Genomic DNA, 18,756 nt, shown 5'->3' on the forward strand with positions numbered 1-18,756 from the left:
GCAGGGCGCGCAGGCCGAGATGCCGCCGGCCCCGCCGCCGATGCCCGCCGCAACGCCAGCGCCACACCACCCAACGCTTGCCGCGGTGCCGCAGCCGCCTGCCGTGGCGGTGGGCGCCGCGGCAACGGGGATGAACCCGCTCAACGCCGCCGCCTCGACGCTGTTCTCGCTGGTGGCGCGGATCCGCAACCGGGCGCAGCACTCGGACCCGGCGGCGCTGCGCGAGAGCGTCATCGCCGAGATCCGCAGCTTCGAGGACGCCGCCCTCAAGGCCGGGGTGCCGGCGCAGACCGTGCGGGTGGCGCGCTATGCCATCTGCGCCACCATCGACGACGTGGTGCTCAACACGCCCTGGGGCGGGCGCAGCGTCTGGGCCCAGCGCAGCATGGTCGGCACCTTTCACAAGGAGACCCATGGCGGCGACCGGTTCTATGACCTGCTGTCGCGGCTCGAGGCGGCCCCCGCCGCCAATCGCGACCTGCTGGAGTTTCTCTACATGTGCCTCAGCCTCGGCTTCGAGGGCCGGCTCCGGGTCGAGCCGCGCGGCGCCGAGAAGCATCTCGCCATCCGCGACGGGCTGGCGCGGCTGATCCGCAGCCATCGCGGCGAGGCCGAGCGCGATCTCTCGCCGCGCTGGCGCGGCGTCGAGGTGGCGCACCGGCTGCTCTCGGCCTGGACGCCGGTCTGGCTGGCGGGCGGCCTCACGCTCTTCGGGGTCTGCGCCGCCTTTGCCGGGTTCTCCTTTGCGCTCAACGGCTCGACCGAGGCGCTGCGCGGCCAGATCGCCGCACTCGACGTCGCCGGGCCGGTGGCGCTCGACCGACCCGCTCCGCCGCCGCCCCCGGCGCCGCCCGCCCCGCGCGAGGTGGAGACGGTCGAGACCGTCTCGGCCTTCCTGCAGCCCGAGATCGACGAGGGGCTGGTGACGGTGGAGAGCGCCGGCAACACGCTCACCGTGCAGATCTCGGGGGCCAACATGTTCGCCCCCGCCTCGGATACGCTCGAGCCGCGCTTTGCCGAGGTGGTGGACCGAGTTGCCAGCGCGCTCAACGAGGAAGGCGGGCAGATCATCGTTGCCGGCCATTCCGACAACATCCCGATCAACACGGCGCGCTTCCCCTCGAACCTCGCGCTGTCGCTGGCGCGGGCGCAATTCGTGATGAACCGGATCTCGCAGACGCTGGTCGACAGCACGCGGATCAGCGCCGAAGGCCGCGCCGACCGCGAGCCCATCGCCCCCAACGACACCCCCGAAGGGCGCGCCAAGAACCGTCGCATCGAAGTCATTCTCGTGAAGGCAGGCTGACCCATGACCCGCAGAATTCTCTCCAAGATCTTCAGCCCGATCGGCGTTCTGATCCTGTTCAGCCTCGCGCTGGCCGCCGCCACCTGGTATCTCGGCCCGCTGGTCTCGATCGGCAATGTGCGGCCCTTCGACCGGCCATCGAACCGGCTCATCGCGCTGGCGGGCATCGCCGCCGCCACCATCATCTCAATCCTGATCATGCTGCTGCGCCGCCGCGCCCGCGAGCAGGCGATGACCGAGGCGATCACCGACAGCGCCGCCGCCAGCGATGCCCGCGATGCCGCCGTCGAGGCCGAGCTGGCCGAGCTGCGCGGGCGCATGGGCGAGGCGCTCGGCATGCTGCGCAAGTCCAAGCTTGGCGGGCGCTTCGGCTCGCGCCATCTCTACCAGCTGCCGTGGTATATCGTGATCGGCCCGCCGGGCGCCGGCAAGACCACCGCCATCGTCAATTCCGGGCTGAAGTTCCCGCTCGCCGACCATCTCGGCAAGGGCGCCATCGGCGGCATCGGCGGCACCCGCAACTGCGACTGGTGGTTCACCAACGAGGCGGTGCTGCTCGACACCGCCGGGCGCTACACCACGCAGGACAGCGATGCCGAGGCCGACAGCCAGGCCTGGGGCGGCTTTCTCGACATGCTCAAGAAGCACCGCCGCCGCCAGCCGATCAACGGCGCCATCGTGGCGATCAGCCTCTCGGACCTGTCGTTGCAGGACGAGCAGGAGCGCCGCGCCCACGCGAAAGCGGTGCGCACCCGCCTGCGCGAGCTGCGCGAGCGGCTGGGCGTGCGGTTTCCGGTCTACGTGCTGTTCACCAAGGCCGACCTGATCGCCGGATTTCAGGAGTATTTCGACAATCTCGGCAGCGAGGAGCGCGCGCAGGTCTGGGGCTTCACCCTGCCGCAGCAGAAGGGCGCCGCGGGTGATCCGATGGCGGGCTTCGGGGCCGAGTTCGACGGGCTGCTGGCGCAGCTTTCCAACCGCAGCCTCGAGCGCATGCAGGCCGAGACCGATTACCAGCGCCGCAGCCTGATCGCGGGCTTCCCCTCGCAGGTCACCTCGCTGCGCGGCGTGGCCGAGAACTTTCTCGGCGACATCTTCCAGGAGAGCCGCTTTGAAGACGGCCAGCTCTTGCGCGGGGTCTATTTCACCTCCGGCACGCAGGAAGGCACGCCGATCGACCGGCTGATGATGGGCATGGCGCGCACCTTCGGCATCGGCCGCCAGGCCATCGGCACCGGCAAGGGACAGGGCCGCAGTTTCTTCCTGACCCGGCTGCTGAGCGGCGTGATCTTCCGCGAGTCCGGGCTGGTCTCGGCCGATGACGCGGTCGAGCGGCGCTATCGCTGGGTGCGCGGCGGGGCGGTGGCGGCGAGCGTGCTGCTCTTCGGCGGCACCGCCGCGGTGCTGTCGAACAGCTTCCTTGGCAACCGCCAGCTCATCGCGGAGGCCAGCACCCAGATCGGCAGCTTCCGCGCCCTCACCGCCGACATCCCGCGCGACCGGGTTGGCGATGCCGACCTGCCGTCGGTCGTGCCGGCGCTCAACATCCTGCGCGAGCTGCCGGGCAACCCCTCGGCCAGCGATCCCGAGCCGCCGGTGGAGCTGACCTTCGGGCTCTACCAGGGCGACGCCATCGGCACCGAGAGCGCCCAGAGCTATCGCGGCGCGCTCAACACGCTGCTGCTGCCGCGCCTGCTGTTCCGGCTCGAGACCCAGATGCAGGCCAGCCTCAACGACCCCGAGCTGCTCTTCGAGGCGCTCAAGGTCTACCTGATGCTGGGCCTGCAGGGGCAGATGGACGAAGACACCGTCACCCAGTGGATGGAGATCGACTGGGGGCTCGCCTTCCCGAACGATCCGGCGCTGCAAGAGGACCTGATGGTCCATCTCACCGCGATGCTGGCCCAGCCGATGCAGGAGATCGCGCTCAACGGCCCGCTGGTCGAGCAGATCCAGGGCCTCCTGGCCGAGACCCCGCTGGCTGAGCGCCTCTACCAGAGCATAATCAGCGCCCCTGCCGCCCGTGCGCTCGACCAGTTCCGCATCACCGATGTGGGCGGGCCGGCAGTGTCGCGGGTGATCCTGCGCCCCTCGGGCAAGCCGCTCAGCGCCGGGGTCGAGGGGGTGTTCACCCGCGACGGCTTCTACAGCTACGTGCTGCCCGAGCTGACGCAGGTGACCGAGCGCGCCCGGTTCGAGAACCTCGTGCTCGGCGACCGCGCCGAAGAGGTGACACCGGCGGTGCTCGACCGACTGGGCCGCGATGTGCTGGCGCTTTACGAGAACGACTACGTCACCCGCTACGACCAGCTTCTGGGCGATCTCGACATCCTGCCGATGGAGAGCCTCGGACAGGCGACGGAGGTGATCAACATCCTCTCCGGCCCCGCCTCGCCGATCCGCAACATCCTCGAGGCGGTCTCCGACGAGACAAGACTCACCGAGCTGCCCGAGAGCGCCCGGCTTGCCGAGGATGCCACCGGCGCGGCTCTGGGGTTTGTCGAAGGCGAGGTGCTTTCGGCGCTCAATTCGCAGGGCTCCGCCATCGCCGAGGCGCTGGCTTCGGTGGCGCCACAGGAGAACGGCGAAGCGCGCAGCCCCGGCCAGTTCGTCGAGGACCGCTTCCGCCCGCTGCACGATCTCACCGCCAGCTTCGAGGGCGCGCCGTCGCAGCTCGACGAGGTGATCGCCCAGATGAACGCGGTGTTCGGCGATCTCAACCGCCTGTCGCTGGGCCAGAGCACCGGGACGGCCATCGCGGGCCAGGGTGCCGGTGCCGCCGCCGCGCTTCAGGCGGGGCTCGCGCGGCTGCCGAACCCGCTGCAACGCTGGGCCTCGCAGGTGGTCGAGGGCTCGTCGGGCGCTGCCGTCGGCGGGGCGCGGGCCGAGCTCAACGCCAAGTGGCAATCGCAGGTGCTCCCGGTCTGCCGGCAGACCATCGAGGGCCGCTACCCGTTCGCGCGGCAGGCGCAGGCCGACGTGACGCTGCAGGACTTCTCCCGGCTCTTCGCGCCGCAGGGGCTCATCGATACGTTCTTTGAAGAGAACCTCGCGCCTTTCGTCGACCAGACCACCAACCCGTGGCGGCTGAAGCGCGTGAATGGCGTCGACGTGGGCATCTCGGAAGCGGTGGTGGCGCAGTTCCAGCGCGCCTCCGAGATCCAGGACAGCTTCTTCCTCGCCCCCGGCCAGCCTTCGATCACCTTCGACGTGACGCCGGTGGCGCTCGATCCCAATGTCGAGCGGGTGACGCTCGAGGTCGAGGGCGAGAGCCTGATCTATGCCCACGGCCCCCCGCAGGTCACGCCGATGACATGGCCCGGACGGGGCGGCCGCACCCGGGTGAGCTTTGCCCCGAACAGCCCCGACCGCGAGAACGCCATCCAGCGCGACGGCCCGTGGGCGTGGTTCCGCCTGCTCGACACAGCCGAGCTGCGCCGCACCAACGTCTCCGACCGCAACCGGGTGATCTTCAACCTCGGCGGCCGCATCGCGATCTTCCAGCTGCGCGCGGGATCGGCGCTGAACCCGTTCACCGTCTCGGCGCTGGCGAGCTTCTCCTGCCCGGCCTCGCTGTGATCGGGCGGACCGGCGCATATGGCTATTACGGCAAGGCGCCGTGCCGGGGCGATTTCCTGCGCGCGGGTCTCACGCCGGGCTTTGTCAGCGCGTGGGACGCGCGGATGCAGGCGCTGATGCTGGCGGGGCGCGAGGCGCTGGGAGCGCGCTGGCACGAGGCCTATCTCGGGGCGCCGATCTGGCGCTTCGCGGTCTCCGCCGGCCCGCTCGGAGCCTCGGCCTGCGCCGGGATCATGATGCCCAGCGTCGACCGGGTGGGGCGGCAGTTCCCGCTCTGCCTCGTGCGCGAGGTCGAGGGCAGCGCCTGGCAGGCGTTTCGCGCGCTGGAGCCGGTCTTTGCCCGGCTCGAAGACGCGGCGCTGGCGATGCTCGAGGACGACGCCGCGCCAAGCCGCCTTGCCGAGGCGCTGGCCGAACTGCCCGCGCCATGCCTGACCACCTCGCCCCGCGCCTTGCGGGCCGGAGACGCCATCGCTCTGGCGATGCCAGGCGATGCCTCCACCGCGCTCGCCGCACTCGCCGCCACCGACCCGGTGGGACTGTGGATGACCGAACACGCGGGCCAGACCCGCCTCCTGCTTGTGCCCGACCTGCCCGAAGGACCGGAGCTTGCCGCCACGATCTTCGATCTCGATGCGCCCGCGTGGGGCCAACGCCCGCCAACAAAGACTGTGAGCTGAGATGACCCAGACGACCGGGGCCCGTGCCCGCACCTTCGATGCCCGCCGCCACTGCGCGCTGAGCCATACCGGCCTCGTGCGAAAGGTGAACGAGGACGCCATTCTCGCGCGCCCCGAGCTTGGACTCTGGGTGGTGTCGGACGGCATGGGCGGCCACGCCGCCGGGGACTATGCCAGCCAGACCGTCACCGCCGCCTTCGCGGCGCTTCCCGCCGATCTTGCTCCGGCGCAGATCCCGAAGGAGGCGCGGCGCGCCCTGCACGGCGCCCATGCCGAGATCCGCGCCGAGGTCGCCCGGCGCGGCAACGTGACGATCGGCGCCACCGTGGTGGTGCTGGTCATCGCCGAGGCGCATTTCATGTGCCTCTGGGCCGGGGACAGCCGTCTCTACCGGCTGCGCGACGGCGCGCTCGAGATGATCAGCGCCGATCACTCGGTGGTGGGCGAGCTGGTCGAGCGCGGCTATCTCGACTGGGACGAGGCCGAGGCCCACCCCCATGCCAACCAGATCACCCGCGCCGTGGGCGTGGGCGAGGCGCTCGAGATCGACAAGCGCCGCGGCGAGGTGCGTCCCGGCGACCGCTTCCTGCTGTGCTCGGACGGGCTCACGAAATACGCCCGCGCCCCCGACCTGCGCCGCCAGCTCGACGGTCCGCCCGTCGCGGCGGCGGGCGAGGCGCTGATGCAGCTGGCGCTCGACGGCGGCGGCGCCGACAACGTGTCGCTCATCGTGGTGGAGGTCTGAGACCGGTGCCCTGCTTCTGCGAAATCCCCGTCAGCGCCGCGCGCAACCGCTTTCAGGTCGGAGCGATCCCGATCCTGCCGCCGATCCCGCTGTCGCTGAAACTCGCCGCCGCGCTGCCGGCGCTCGATCCGGAAAACCGGCTCGACCTGCAGATCGCCGCCGAGATGGCCCCGATGACGATACCCAATCTCGACTTCGGCGGCGGCGGGCTGGTGAACATCGCGATGATGCTGTCGCTGATGACCGGCACCTTCGCCTTCGACGACCTGCCGCAGCTCGAGCTGCAGATGCAGCAGGCGGGCGAGAGCATCGCGCGCAACGTCTGGCCGCGGCTCGGCTGGCTGACCCAGCTCAAGATCCAGCCGCTCATCGCCTATTCTCTCGTGGCGCGGCTGGTGCTCGACCTTCAGGAGCTGGGGCTCGATCCGTTCCACGCCATGGAGCCGCCGCCCACCCCCTATTTCGACAGCTTCAGCCTCGCCCTCTCGCGGCCTCAGTTCCGCATGGCGCAGCTGATGGGCGGCCTGCCGCAACTTATGGCGATGAACGCGGCGTTCGATCTGCCATCTCTGGGCGAGCCGGGCTCGGTCTCGGGGCTGCAGAACAAGTTGCACGGGCTGGCCAGCCTCTCGCCGCCCAGCCTGATCATCCCGATGCCGCTGCTGCAAAAGCTCGCCATGGTGCTCGAGGCGCTGGCCACCATCGAAGCCGCCTTCGGTCCCGACGGCTTTTCGGCCAACACGCTGTCGCGCATCCAGGCGATGCTGCGGCTCTGGGCGAGCTTCAGGATGGGGCTGCCGCTGGGCGCGCTGACGCTGGCCAACAAGCTCGCGCTGCTCCCCGCCTTCGAGGATTTCAAGCTGGGAGAATCGGCGGCAAGCAGCACCGCGCTTGGGGCACTGGCCTCGTTCTCGCCGCCGCGGCTCGCCATCGCGCCCTTCCTCAACGTGGCGCTGGCGCTTCATGGCTCGCTGCAGTTTGCGCTCGACATGGAGCCCTTCGACATGTGTTCGCTCTGCCCCTGTTCGTGAGGGCAGAGCGCCGGGCACGTGCTTCACGGGAAACACCGCGCGGCCCCGGGACAGGAAGGCCGCGCGGTGGCGGGACGGCTCAGATCTCTCCCAGCCGCCGCCATTGCTCGAGCTTGTCGCGGCTGACCTCGAAATGCATCGAGTCCTCGCGCCCAAAGCCCGCGCCCCAGATCCAGCCCTCCTTCTTGAAGAAATCCGCCAGCAGGATCAGCCCGAGCTGGGTCTTGCCGTCGGCGAGGCTGTCGAGCACGCCGTCGATGTTGATGTCGACCGCCAGCCCGTAGGCATGGGCCGAGGCGGCGCTCTGGGCGCCCCGGATGCGGCGCACGCAGAGCGAGCCGGCGGTCTTGATGCGGTCGTAGAGCTCGGGCTCGAAGACCTGCACATTGGCAAAGACCTGCCGGATCGAGACCAGCGCCGGGCGCACCATGGTGGCGCGGATCGGGCCGACATCCTCGGTCGAGAGCAGGTCGCGCAGCTTGGGGTTGGTGGCGGATTGGCAGTTGTCGGTGAGATCCGGGCGCGGCAGGCCGATGAGCTCGCGCAGGAAGGAGGGCGTGGCATGGCTCAGCCCGTCATTGGCCGAGCGCCGGTCGGCGATCAGCACCACCTGCGCGAAGGCGTCCTTGAGCGAATCCGTGGCCTCGGGGATCTCCGCCCGCGGCTCGAGCGGGCGCGCCACGCTGGCGAGGTTGAGCGAGGTTCGACTGTCGAGCGCATCGACCCGCTGGCTCAGCCGCGCGAGCTGATCCGACAGGAACGCCACCTCCTCCTCGAGCGCCGCCGGGGCGGCCTCGGCGCTGGCCGGCGCGGGTTCCGGCGCATCAGGCTCGGGCGCGGGGATCAGGGTCTGGGCATAGCGCCACGAGAACGGCGCGGCGGCGATGGCGAGGGCGATCAGCAGGGCACCGAAGAAGCGCATGGGGCGAACCTCTCTGAGACAGGGGACGGGTGATGCCCGTAGGTGCCCGCTGCGGCGCGAAAGGTTCAGCGCGGCGTGTCTCGGAGGGTCGGAAAGGCAGGCGCGTGGCTCAGATGCCGTACTCGGTCAGGAAGTCGCGGATCGATTCCATGCAGGTCTGCCACGCCGGCTCGTAGCCCACCAGCACGTGGTTTCGGCTGTCGAGCGGCACGAAATGCGCGCCGGGGATGCTGCGCGCGATGTAGCGCCCGTCGCTCACCGGGATGCGCTGGTCGCCGGTCGAGTGCAGCACCAAGGTTGGCGCCTTCACCTCTCCAAGCCGGTGGCGCACGTCGATATCGCCAAAGGCGTCCTGAAAGCGCGCGGCGTTCTCGGGCGAGGTGGTGAGGCGCTGGAACTCGTCGAACCAGGCGAGGTCATCGGGGGAGACGCCCGGCATGAAGGTCTGCGAGAAAATGTGCCGGTAGGCCGGGTTGTCGGTGCCCCAGCCGACCCGGGTCAGATCGCGGACCGCCTCGCGCCGCGCCTTCTCGTCATCGGTGGTGGTGTGGCGCCAGCCGGCGGCGTAGCCTCCGAACAGGATCAGCCCCGAGACACGCTCGGGGTGGCGCGCGGCATATTCGATCGAAACCGCCGCGCCCTGCGAGATGCCCAGAAGCGGAAACCGCTCGAGCTCGAGCCGGTCGGCCACCGCCTCGAGATCCTCGACGAAGGCATCGAAGCTGAGATCGTCGGTGTCCCAGTCCGACAGGCCGCAGCCGCGCTCGTCATAGCGGATGAAGCTGCGCTCGCGGGCGATATCGGCAAAGCATTCGCCCCAGATCGGGCTGGTCCAGTCGAATTCCAGATGCGTCAGCCAGTTCGCCGCCTTGAGCAGCGGCGGGCCGTTGCCCACGGTGGCATAGGCGATGGTGGTGCCGTCGGCCACGTCGCAAAAGCCGATCTTCTGCGCCCTGAGCCCGCTCAGGATGCGGGGCGGCTGGCCGACCGGCGCGGAGGTCTCGCGCCGTGTCGCCGGCTCCGGCGCATCACGCGCGGCGGAGGGATCGGCAGCGAACCAGAGGCGGCGCCACTTCTCGGCGATGGCGGGCGGATTCGCGGGATGGCTGGCGAGATGTCGCAGCACCTCGATGCGTACCCCCTCGGCGTCGGCGCGCTCGGCGCTGAGCCAGTCGGCAAAGGCCTCTCCCCCTGCGCCGTCGAGCCCGTCGAGCAGGACCTCGTCGAGCCGGCGCGCCATGGCCTCGAGCGCGTCGAGCGGCAGCGCGTCGAGCCCCGAGGCGATCTCTTCGCGCATCGCCCGGATGTCGAGCCGCAGACCCTCGGTATCGATGGCGACGCGCTCGCGGTCGGCAACGATGCGGGTCCGGTCGGGATCGTCGATCACCTTGCGCAGCTTGGTCAGCGACCAGCGCAGCGCGGCGCGCGGATCGTCGGGCAGATCCCAGAAAAGCTCGCACAGGCGTTCGCGCCGATGCGGCCGACCGGTGGCGATCAGGAAGGCGAGCAGCGCCCGTGCCTTGCGGGAGGCCGGAAGCGCCAGCTCTTCGTTGCCGCGAAACACCCGAAGCTCGCCCAGAAGCGAGATACTGAGCGCTCCGCCGACATCCTCTGCCTGCTGCTGCAACCTGCCGACCCCGCCTGAGTGCCCGGAAAAGAGAGTGAAATTCTCGGATATTCTGAGCGATCTATACGGTGGAATGTCAAGTGTCTTTGGCGATAGTTTCGTCGCGGAATGATACCGCTATGATTGTTTTTCAGGCAGTATCAGAAGCACTCGGAACCCGCGCCCCGGCCCGGCGACTGCAAACCTTGCGACCGATTCGGCATCGTATCGACACGAGAAAGGGCCAGCCGACCGGTCAGGTCAGGCAGGCCCCCTGGAAAACGGATGCCCGAGGAAGATCGTCAGGCGCGCCCGGGCCGGAACGCGACAACGTTCATCGGGTACGGATCGCTTTCGATCTCGGCCAGTTCATTCACCGTTTTGCGTGTGAGAAACCCCGCTCCGAGCGCAAGCGCGATGAACGGGGACGCGATCAAAAGGCCGATTCCGAGGCCGACGATAAAAAGCATCATGTTGAGTTCCTCCCTGGGAAGAACGGTAGCATGGATTCCTCGTGACACAATGCCGCATCTTGCCGGTTCGGCTTGCAATTTTCGTTTTCGCGATCGCGCTGCGTTGCAGCAAAAATCCCCGGCTCCGCGCCTGGCGGAACCGGGGATGAAAGCGGGGCTCGCTCCGGTCGGGCCGGAGTGTCAGCCGACGATGAGTTGCTTGAGCTTCAGCGCCTCGTATTCCAGCGCCGTCAGCCGGTAGTTGACCACGTCCCCGATGGAGATCAGGCCCACCAGCGCGCCCTCTTCCATCACCGGCATGTGGCGGAAGCGGCCGTCGTTCATCCGCCGAAGCACCACAACGAGGGAGTCGTCGGGGCTGCAGCTCTCGACCTTGGGGGTCATCAGCTCCTCGACCTTCTGCGGCAGGGTCCGGCCCGGCGTGTCGGCGAGACGGCGCACGATGTCGCGCTCCGACAGGATGCCGACCAGCGCGCCCTGCGGATCCTTCACGAGAATCGCGCCGATGCGCTTGTCGCGCAGGACCTCGACCGCCTTGCCGATGGTCTCCTGCGGCTGGATCCAGAACACCTCGTCGCCCTTGTCGCCAAGCACGTGGCGCACCGTCGCCTCGGCGGCGGACAGGTTCGTGTCGACGGTCTGGCTCATCGTGCGTTCGTGCTCGTCGTCGCCGACGGTGTGGGGCTTGTATGATGCAGGCATGGCGTGACCTCCCTTGATCCTCTTTCAGGTTAGTGCAATCAGCGCATCTGTAAACGCGCTTGTTTCAGAGAGGTTGCAGATTGCCCGAGCTTTCGCTCACGCCCGCCAGCGCCACCGCGCTGTTCGTGATCGCCTGTCTCGCGGGCTATCGCTACCGGACCGTCTGGAAGGCAGAGGGCCCGCGCTGGCAGCTGTGGCTGTTCGGAACGGTGGCTGCGGTGCTGCTTCTGGCGCTCGGACTGCTGCCGATGTCGGAGGGCTGAGGCCTCGCAGGCCTGTTGACGCGCCCCCGTGCAAGACGCGGTGTCGCCGGCTTGGCGGCGAGCGCGAGTTCCGGGAATGAAAAAACCCTCGCAGCAGCGTGCGAGGGCATCCGATCCGTCCGAAAGCAACGTGCAGCCGTCCTGACCCCTCAGGCCCGCTCGCGCTCCATCTCTTCGAGCATCTTGCGCGCCTTGGGGCAGTGCAGACGGTCGCGCAGCGGGCTGTTGGGGTCGATCTCCTGCTTGCAGACCACGCAGTGATCCGCGTCGGCGATCGCGTTCAGGCCGCCGCAGCTCCCCTTGATGGTGCGCCCGTTGAGGATGACGCCAAGCGCCATGCCCAGCATCACGATCATCAGAAGACCAAAGGCGAGAAGGAACGTCGACACGTCGGACCGACCCTTTCAGTATCAGCTGTGAGGCGGCGGCCCGGGGGCCGCCTTCAGGCTCAGGCCTGCAGCGCCTCGAAGCGCGTGCTGGCCGTGGTGGCGAAGCCCTTGTCGCCCGCCTTGCCGGCGCGATCAACGAAGAGCACCGCCATATCACGATCATTTGCGATCTCGAGGCCGCGCTCGGTGCCCAGCACCAGCAGCGCGGTGGCCCAGGCGTCGGCCAGCATGGCGTTCTCGGTCATCACGGTCACCGAGGCGGTAGCGTGGGTGACCGGGCGGCCGGTGGTGGCGTCGATGATGTGCGAGTAGCGCTTGCCGTCCTTCTCGAAGAAGTTGCGGTAATCGCCCGAGGTCGCCATGCCGTGATCCGACAGGCCGACGACCTTCATCACGCCGCGATCGAAGGCTTCCGGCGATTCGATGCCGATCTGCCAGGGCTGGCCATCGGGGTTGCGGCCGGCGGTGTAGAGATCACCACCGATCTCGACCATGTAATCGGTGAGGCCGAACTCGGCCAGCGCGCTGGCGACCTGGTCGACGCCGAAGCCCTTGCCGATGGCCGAAAGGTAGACCTCGGCCTCGGGGCGCAGCTTCTGCAGCGCGCCGTTACCGACGCGGATCGAGTCGGTCTGGCCGCAGCAGGCCTGCGCCTCGGCGATCTCTTGGTCGGAGGGCTCGTCGTTGCGGGTGCCGTTTGCGCCGAAGCCCCAGAGGTCGATCAGCGGGCCGACGGTGACGTCGAAGCGACCGTCGCTGGCGGTGTTCACCTCCTGCGCGGCCTGCATCACGTGGGCAAGCTCGTGCGAGACGCCGAAATGGTCGGTCGCGCCGGTCGCGTTGAAGCGCGAGATCTCGGAAGCGCTATCCCAGTTGGACATCTGGGTGTTCACCGTGGCAAGTTTCTTCTCGACGGCTGCCTTGAGCTCGGCCTTGTCGATCTGACGGGAATGGTCGACCGCGACGATGGAGTAGCTGGTGCCCATGGTCAGCCCGGTCAGTTCGAGGATCGACCATCCCTTCTTGCAGGCTGCCAGGGCGAGAGGCATTGCAAGGAGGCTACGGCGAGAAAGGAGGAGGGGCTTGGTCACGGGGATATCTCCGCTGAAGGCTGCTTCATGTACGACGATGAGATGATGGGCTTCTGAGCGAAGTTCCGGGGCAGTTCAACAATAAATTGGAGAATCGCCTCCGAAGAACTTCCAAAATCCGGCTCGGCAGCGCATAAGACCGGCAAAAATGGACAGGACGAAACAACGTGCAGCGATATACGTTAAAGAAAGGTCTGGATGTCCCGGTACTGGGGGCACCCGAAGGTGGGATCCAAGATGCTCCCACGGTCCGAACAGTCGCCATCCTCGGAGACGATTACATCGGTCTGAAGCCGCGCCTCGCGGTCCAGGAAGGCGATCTCGTGGCTGCCGGTGCGCCCATTCTGGCGCATAAGGACACCCCCACGGTTCAGGTCACCTCGCCGGTTTCCGGTCGAATCAAGGCGATCAACCGCGGCGCCCGCCGCAAGCTGATCAGCGTCGAGATCGAGATCGATCCCAGCGCCGCCGAGCCGGTGGACTTTTCCGGCGTCGGGGATCCGCACACGCCCGAGGGCGTGGTGGAGCGGCTCTGCGCCGCCGGCCTCTGGACCTCGTTCCGCACCCGTCCCTATTCCAAGGTTCCCGAGCCCGAGACCCGTCCGGCGGCGATCTACGTCACCGCGATGGACAGCGAGCCGCTGAGCGGCGACGCCGCGGCAATCATCGCCGAGGACACCAAGGCCTTCACCCACGGCCTGCAGGCGATGACCATGCTGACCGAGGGCCATGTCTACCTGTGCCAGGACGCCGACAGCGACGTGCCGGGCGCCGGTATGCCGGGCGTCTTCGTGGCGGGCTTCTCCGGGCCGCATCCGGCAGGCCTCGCCGGCACCCACATGCACTTCCTCGAGCCGCCCTCGGCAAGCAAGATCGTCTGGACCATCGGCTATCACGACGTCATCGCGATCGGGAAACTGCTCGACACCGGCAAGCTCGACATGTCGCGCACCATCGCGCTCTCGGGCCCGCTCTGCCGCAAGCCGCGGCTGGTGCGCACCGTTGCCGGTGCCTCGATGGCCGATCTCTGCCATGACGACCTGCAGACCAAGCTGCCGGTGCGGGTGATCTCGGGCTCGATCCTGAGCGGCCGCATGGGCGAAGGCCCGACCTGCTATCTCGGTCGCTACGCGCGCCAGATCACGCTGATCAAGGAAGACCGCGAGCAGAACACGCTCGGCTGGATCCTTCCGATGCCGTCGAAATACGCCTACCAGCCGGTGCTGGGTTCGGCCTTCAGCAAGAAACTCTACGCGCTGACCTCGAACCTCAACGGCGGCCGCCGTGCCATGGTGCCGCTAGGCACCTTCGAAGAGCTGATGCCGCAGGATTTCCTGCCCACGCAGCTGCTGCGCGCGCTGCTGGTCATGGACACCGACACGGCGCAGGCGCTTGGCGCGCTGGAGCTCGACGAGGAAGACCTCGCGCTCTGCGGCTTCGCCTGCCCGGCCAAGTATGAATATGGCCTCGCCCTGCGCGACAGCCTCACCAAGATCGAGAAGGAGGGGTAAGGCCGTGGGTCTTCGCAATCTCTTCGACCGGATCGAGCCGCACTTCCACAAGGGCGGCCGGTTCGAGAAGTACTACTCCATCTACGAGATGGTGGAGAGTCTCGTCTACACGCCCAAGACGGTGACCACCGTCGCCCCCCATGCCCGCTCCTACATCGATATGAAGCGGATCATGACCTACGTGGTGCTGGCGACGATCCCGTGCATCCTGTTCGGCCTCTACAACACCGGCCTGCAGACCAACCTCGCGATCGCCGAATACGGCGCCTCGGGCTGGCGCGCGTGGATCATCGAGACGCTGGGCATCGGCTTCAACCCGGCCAACCCGCTGGCCAACATGCTGCACGGGCTGCTGTATTTCCTGCCGATCTACATCGTCACGCTGGTTGCCGGCGGCATCTTCGAGGTGGTCTTTGCGGTGGTGCGCGGCCACGAGGTGAACGAGGGCTTCCTCGTGACCTCGATGCTCTACACCCTGATCATGCCGGCCTCGGCGCCGCTGTGGCAGGTCGCGCTCGGCATCATCTTCGGCGTGGTGATCGGCAAGGAAGTGTTCGGCGGCACCGGCAAGAACTTCCTCAACCCCGCACTGGTCGGCCGTGCCTTCCTCTACTTCGCCTACCCGGCGCAGATGTCCGGTGACACGGTCTGGACCCCGGTCGACGGCTTCTCGGGCGCGACCCCGCTCGCCGTGGGCGCATCGGACGGCTACGCCGCCCTGCCCGAGCGCGGCATCAGCTGGATGGACGCCTTCATCGGCACGATCCAGGGCTGCCTTGGCGAGACCTCGACCATCGCCTGTCTGATCGGCCTCGCCTTCCTGCTGGTGACCAAGATCGCCAACTGGCGGCTGGTTGCGGGCTGCCTGCTCGGGATGATCGCGTTCTCGTCGCTGCTGAATGTCATCGGCTCCGACACCAACCCGATGTTCGCGATGCCGTGGTACTGGCACCTGGTGATCGGCGGCTACGCCTTCGGCCTCGTCTTCATGGTGACCGAGCCGGTCTCGGCCAGCCACACCAATACCGGCCGCTGGATCTATGGCGCGCTGATCGGCTTCATGGTGGTGATGATCCGCGTCATCAACCCGGCCTTCCCGGAAGGCATGATGCTCGCGATCCTGTTCGGCAACGTCTTTGCGCCGCTGATCGACTACTTCGTCGTTCAGGCCAACATCAAACGGAGGGCCAAGCGCAATGCCTGAAGCGACTGAGAACAAGGGCTTTATCCGCCGCTTTCTCGACATGCCGAACGACTCCGTCGTGAAGACGGTGGTCGTGGCGGTGGTGCTCTGCCTCGTGGCCTCGATGATCGTGTCCGCCGCGGCGGTGTCGCTGCGCCCGGTGCAGCAGGCCAACAGCCTGCGCGACAAGCAGACCAACGTGCTGCAGGTGGCCGGCGTCTACGAGCCGGGCATCGACGTGGCCGAGGCATTCGAGGCAATGGAGCCGCACGTGCTCGACCTCTCGACCGGCGCGTTCACCGACCAGTTCGAGATCGACACCTTCGACGAACTGGCCGCCAAGGGCGACCCGGCGATCATCCGCGCCCTCGACGAAGACCCGGCGGGTCTCGGCGGCGCGATGCAGGCTTACCGCATGATCTATATCCTGCGGGCCGAGGATGGCGGCATCGACAAGGTGATCCTGCCGATCGAAGGCTATGGCCTGTGGTCGACCCTCTACGGCTTCATCGCTCTGGAAGAGAACGGCAACGACATTTACGGCCTGCAATTCTACCAGCACGGCGAGACCCCCGGCCTTGGCGCCGAGGTCGACAACCCGCGCTGGAAGGCGCTCTGGAACGGCAAGAAGCTGCGGGACGAAGACGGCACGCTGCAGATCACCGTCGCCAAGACGCCCCCGGCAGCGGGCCGCGACTACTATATCGACGCGCTGGCAGGGGCGACCCTGACCTCGCGCGGCGTCGACAACCTTGTCCGCTTCTGGATGGGTGAGCAGGGCTACGCCCCGTTCCTCGAGCGGCTTAAGGCAGGAGAGATCTGATGGCTCAGACACGCAAATCGCAACTTGTCGATCCGTTGATCGACAACAACCCGATCACGCTGCAGGTTCTGGGCATCTGCTCGGCCCTCGCGGTGACCTCGTCGCTCAAGGTGGCCTTCGTGATGGCCATCGCGGTGACGCTGGTGACGGGCTTCTCGTCGATGTTTATCTCGATGCTGCGCAACCAGATCCCGAGCTCGATCCGGATCATCGTGCAGATGGTGATCATCGCCAGCCTCGTGATCCTCGTCGACCAGGTCCTCAAGGCCTATGCCTACGAGATCTCGAAGACCCTGTCGGTCTTTGTCGGCCTGATCATCACCAACTGCATCGTGATGGGCCGCGCCGAGGCCTTCGCCATGAGCAACCCGCCCGTGGCGAGCTTCGTGGACGGCGTCGGCAACGGGCTTGGCTACGGCGTCATCCTGATGACCGTCGGCGTGATCCGCGAGCTGTTCGGCTCGGGCTCGCTGTTCGGCATCACCATCTTCGAGACGGTGAACAACGGTGGCTGGTACGTGCCGAACGGCCTGCTGCTGCTGCCGCCCTCGGCGTTCTTCGTCATCGGCCTTCTGATCTGGGGCATCCGCACCTGGAAGCCGAAGCAGGCCGAAGAGCGTGAATACAAGATCCAGTCGGTGGAGGCGCACTGATGGAAGGTCTCATCTCCCTCGCCGTAAAGGCGGTTTTCGTCGAGAACCTTGCACTGTCGTTCTTCCTCGGCATGTGTACCTTCATCGCCGTGTCGAAGAAGATCTCGACCGCGATGGGTCTCGGCATCTCGGTGATGATCGTGCAGGCCATCACCGTCCCGGCGAACAACCTGATCCTGACCTACCTGCTGGCGCCCGGTGCGCTGGCCTGGGCCGGGTTCCCGGACGTCGATCTCACCTTCCTTGGCCTGATCTCCTATATCGGGGTGATCGCCGCGCTGGTGCAGATCCTCGAGATGGTGCTCGATAAGTACTTCCCGCCGCTCTACAACGCGCTGGGTGTCTTCCTGCCGCTGATCACGGTGAACTGCGCCATCCTCGGCGGGTCGCTGTTCATGGTCGAGCGCGCCTACGACTTCCCCGAAGCGCTGACCTACGGCGTCTCCTCGGGCTTCGGCTGGGCGCTGGCGATCACCGCCATGGCCGGCGTGCGCGAAAAGCTCAAGTACTCCGACATCCCCGACGGGCTGCAGGGTCTGGGCATCACCTTCATCACCGCTGGCCTGATGGCGCTTGCCTTCATGTCGTTCAGCGGCGTGAAACTCTGAGCCGGAGGACACACGAGCAATGCTTACTTTCAGCCTGGGCGTCGTCCTCTTCACCCTGATCGTGATCGCGCTGGTGGCCATCATCATCGCCGCGCGCTCGCGCCTGGTGTCGTCGGGCAACGTCAACATCACCATCAACCACGAAAAGACCATCTCGGTCCCGGCGGGCGGCAAGCTGCTGCAGACGCTGGCGGCCCAGAAGCTCTTTGTCCCCTCCGCCTGCGGCGGCGGCGGCACCTGCGCGCAGTGCCGGGTGAAGGTGCTTTCGGGCGGCGGGTCGATCCTGCCCACCGAAGAGTCGCACATCACCAAGCGCGAGGCCGCCTGCGGCGACCGCCTGTCCTGTCAGGTCGCGGTCAAGCAGGACATGGAGATCGAGGTCCCCGAAGAGGTCTTCGGCGTCAAGAAGTGGGAATGCACCGTGCGTTCCAACGACAACGTCGCGACCTTCATCAAGAACCTCGTGCTCGAGCTGCCCGAGGGCGAGGACGTCAACTTCCGCGCCGGTGGCTACATCCAGATCGAGGCGCCCGCGCACAAGCTCTCCTACAAGGAGTTCGACATCGCCGAGGAGTACCGCCCGGATTGGGACAAGTTCAATCTGTGGCAGTACGAATCGACCGTCACCGAGCCGATCGAGCGCGCCTACTCGATGGCGAACTACCCGGACGAGAAGGGCCTGATCATGCTCAACGTCCGCGTCGCCTCGCCGCCTCCGGGCTCGACCGGCATCCCGCCGGGGCAGATGTCTTCGTACATCTTCAACCTCAAGCCCGGCGACAAGGTCACCATTTCCGGCCCGTTCGGCGAATTCTTCGCCCGCGACACCCAGAAGGAAATGGTCTTCATCGGCGGCGGTGCCGGCATGGCACCGATGCGCAGCCACATCTTCGACCAGCTCAAGCGCCTGAAGAACAAGGATCGCAAGATCACCTTCTGGTACGGCGCCCGCTCCAAGCGCGAGATGTTCTTCGTCGAGGATTTCGACGAGCTGGCGGCGGAGTTCCCGAACTTCGAATGGCACGTGGCGCTGTCGGATGCCCTCCCCGAGGACGAGTGGAAGGGCTACACCGGCTTCATCCACAACGTGCTCTACGAGGAGTACCTCAAGAACCACCCCGCCCCCGAGGATTGCGAGTTCTACATGTGCGGCCCGCCGATCATGAACCAGTCGGTGATCAACATGCTGCT

General features: G+C 67.4%; 18 protein-coding genes. 12 read left to right on the forward strand and 6 right to left on the reverse strand.

The window, feature by feature from the left end:
• The 5 genes from tssL to AC6RA4_RS11910 all read left to right on the forward strand — a co-directional run.
• Positions 1-1,306 (forward strand): type VI secretion system protein TssL, long form (tssL, locus tag AC6RA4_RS11890; protein ID WP_500160523.1); only part of this gene is annotated, 1,306 nt, incomplete at its 5' end.
• A gap of 3 nt (positions 1,307-1,309) precedes the next feature.
• Positions 1,310-4,885: a type VI secretion system membrane subunit TssM gene (tssM, locus tag AC6RA4_RS11895; protein WP_500160525.1), complete on the forward strand. Its 3,576-nt coding sequence runs from the start codon at positions 1,310-1,312 to the stop codon at positions 4,883-4,885.
• A complete protein-coding gene (tagF, locus tag AC6RA4_RS11900; protein WP_500160526.1) occupies positions 4,882-5,565 on the forward strand; it encodes a type VI secretion system-associated protein TagF in 684 nt (227 codons plus the stop codon). Before tssM ends, tagF begins: the two co-directional genes overlap by 4 nt.
• A gap of 1 nt (position 5,566) precedes the next feature.
• Positions 5,567-6,310, forward strand: a complete 744-nt coding sequence (locus AC6RA4_RS11905; protein ID WP_500160528.1) for a PP2C family protein-serine/threonine phosphatase — start codon at positions 5,567-5,569, stop codon at positions 6,308-6,310.
• 5 nt (positions 6,311-6,315) lie between these two features.
• Positions 6,316-7,341 carry a hypothetical protein gene (locus AC6RA4_RS11910; protein ID WP_500160530.1) on the forward strand — a complete coding sequence of 342 codons (1,026 nt, stop codon included), beginning with the start codon at positions 6,316-6,318 and terminating at the stop codon, positions 7,339-7,341.
• A 79-nt stretch (positions 7,342-7,420) separates the two neighbouring features.
• On the opposite strand, the gene AC6RA4_RS11915 is transcribed toward AC6RA4_RS11910, so the two are convergent.
• The 4 genes from AC6RA4_RS11915 to AC6RA4_RS11930 form a co-directional block, all read right to left on the reverse strand.
• Positions 7,421-8,263 carry a M15 family metallopeptidase gene (locus AC6RA4_RS11915; RefSeq protein WP_500160531.1) on the reverse strand — a complete coding sequence of 281 codons (843 nt, stop codon included), beginning with the start codon at positions 8,261-8,263 and terminating at the stop codon, positions 7,421-7,423.
• A 109-nt stretch (positions 8,264-8,372) separates the two neighbouring features.
• Positions 8,373-9,890: a bifunctional AfsR/SARP family transcriptional regulator/alpha/beta hydrolase gene (locus AC6RA4_RS11920; RefSeq protein ID WP_500160533.1), complete on the reverse strand. Its 1,518-nt coding sequence runs from the start codon at positions 9,888-9,890 to the stop codon at positions 8,373-8,375.
• Positions 9,891-10,171: 281 nt separating this feature from the next.
• A complete protein-coding gene (locus tag AC6RA4_RS11925) occupies positions 10,172-10,342 on the reverse strand; it encodes a hypothetical protein (RefSeq protein ID WP_500160535.1) in 171 nt (56 codons plus the stop codon).
• A gap of 180 nt (positions 10,343-10,522) precedes the next feature.
• Positions 10,523-11,044 (reverse strand): CBS domain-containing protein, encoded by a 522-nt coding sequence (locus tag AC6RA4_RS11930; protein WP_500160537.1) that lies wholly within the window; start codon positions 11,042-11,044, stop codon positions 10,523-10,525.
• 80 nt (positions 11,045-11,124) lie between these two features.
• Here AC6RA4_RS11930 and AC6RA4_RS11935 point away from each other — a divergent pair, with 80 nt between their 5' ends.
• Positions 11,125-11,307 (forward strand): hypothetical protein, encoded by a 183-nt coding sequence (locus AC6RA4_RS11935; RefSeq protein WP_500160539.1) that lies wholly within the window; start codon positions 11,125-11,127, stop codon positions 11,305-11,307.
• A 149-nt stretch (positions 11,308-11,456) separates the two neighbouring features.
• Here AC6RA4_RS11935 and nqrM read toward each other — a convergent pair whose 3' ends face one another.
• Together nqrM and AC6RA4_RS11945 are read right to left on the reverse strand one after the other, a co-directional pair.
• Positions 11,457-11,696, reverse strand: a complete 240-nt coding sequence (gene nqrM, locus AC6RA4_RS11940; protein WP_500160541.1) for a (Na+)-NQR maturation NqrM — start codon at positions 11,694-11,696, stop codon at positions 11,457-11,459.
• 59 nt (positions 11,697-11,755) lie between these two features.
• A complete protein-coding gene (locus tag AC6RA4_RS11945) occupies positions 11,756-12,745 on the reverse strand; it encodes an FAD:protein FMN transferase (RefSeq protein WP_500160543.1) in 990 nt (329 codons plus the stop codon).
• A 209-nt stretch (positions 12,746-12,954) separates the two neighbouring features.
• Here AC6RA4_RS11945 and AC6RA4_RS11950 point away from each other — a divergent pair, with 209 nt between their 5' ends.
• From AC6RA4_RS11950 to nqrF, 6 genes are all read left to right on the forward strand, one after another.
• Complete coding sequence (locus tag AC6RA4_RS11950; protein ID WP_500160545.1) at positions 12,955-14,298, forward strand: Na(+)-translocating NADH-quinone reductase subunit A; 1,344 nt, start codon at positions 12,955-12,957, stop codon at positions 14,296-14,298.
• 4 nt (positions 14,299-14,302) lie between these two features.
• Positions 14,303-15,502, forward strand: coding sequence for an NADH:ubiquinone reductase (Na(+)-transporting) subunit B (locus AC6RA4_RS11955; protein ID WP_500160547.1), 1,200 nt, complete (start codon positions 14,303-14,305; stop codon positions 15,500-15,502).
• Complete coding sequence (locus AC6RA4_RS11960; protein WP_500160549.1) at positions 15,495-16,304, forward strand: Na(+)-translocating NADH-quinone reductase subunit C; 810 nt, start codon at positions 15,495-15,497, stop codon at positions 16,302-16,304. The genes AC6RA4_RS11955 and AC6RA4_RS11960 overlap by 8 nt, the downstream gene beginning before the upstream one ends.
• On the forward strand, positions 16,304-16,957 hold the full coding sequence (locus AC6RA4_RS11965; RefSeq protein ID WP_500160551.1) for an NADH:ubiquinone reductase (Na(+)-transporting) subunit D: 654 nt from the start codon (positions 16,304-16,306) through the stop codon (positions 16,955-16,957). The genes AC6RA4_RS11960 and AC6RA4_RS11965 overlap by 1 nt, the downstream gene beginning before the upstream one ends.
• Complete coding sequence (gene nqrE, locus AC6RA4_RS11970; RefSeq protein ID WP_500160553.1) at positions 16,957-17,565, forward strand: NADH:ubiquinone reductase (Na(+)-transporting) subunit E; 609 nt, start codon at positions 16,957-16,959, stop codon at positions 17,563-17,565. The genes AC6RA4_RS11965 and nqrE overlap by 1 nt, the downstream gene beginning before the upstream one ends.
• A gap of 19 nt (positions 17,566-17,584) precedes the next feature.
• A partial coding sequence (gene nqrF, locus AC6RA4_RS11975; RefSeq protein ID WP_500160555.1) for an NADH:ubiquinone reductase (Na(+)-transporting) subunit F occupies positions 17,585-18,756 on the forward strand: 1,172 nt, incomplete at its 3' end.

The sequence above is a fragment of the Salipiger sp. genome, from assembly GCF_059781815.1.

What these genes read in the sequence shown, in the direction of transcription:
- tssM (WP_500160525.1), top strand. Translation starts at nt 1,310, where the DNA reads ATGACCCGCAGAATTCTCTCCAAGATCTTCAGCCCGATCGGCGTTCTG.
- AC6RA4_RS11905 (WP_500160528.1), top strand. Translation starts at nt 5,567, where the DNA reads ATGACCCAGACGACCGGGGCCCGTGCCCGCACCTTCGATGCCCGCCGC.
- AC6RA4_RS11915 (WP_500160531.1), bottom strand. Translation starts at nt 8,263, where the DNA reads ATGCGCTTCTTCGGTGCCCTGCTGATCGCCCTCGCCATCGCCGCCGCG.
- AC6RA4_RS11925 (WP_500160535.1), bottom strand. Translation starts at nt 10,342, where the DNA reads ATGATGCTTTTTATCGTCGGCCTCGGAATCGGCCTTTTGATCGCGTCC.
- AC6RA4_RS11930 (WP_500160537.1), bottom strand. Translation starts at nt 11,044, where the DNA reads ATGCCTGCATCATACAAGCCCCACACCGTCGGCGACGACGAGCACGAA.
- AC6RA4_RS11945 (WP_500160543.1), bottom strand. Translation starts at nt 12,745, where the DNA reads ATGCCTCTCGCCCTGGCAGCCTGCAAGAAGGGATGGTCGATCCTCGAA.
- AC6RA4_RS11960 (WP_500160549.1), top strand. Translation starts at nt 15,495, where the DNA reads ATGCCTGAAGCGACTGAGAACAAGGGCTTTATCCGCCGCTTTCTCGAC.
- AC6RA4_RS11965 (WP_500160551.1), top strand. Translation starts at nt 16,304, where the DNA reads ATGGCTCAGACACGCAAATCGCAACTTGTCGATCCGTTGATCGACAAC.
- nqrE (WP_500160553.1), top strand. Translation starts at nt 16,957, where the DNA reads ATGGAAGGTCTCATCTCCCTCGCCGTAAAGGCGGTTTTCGTCGAGAAC.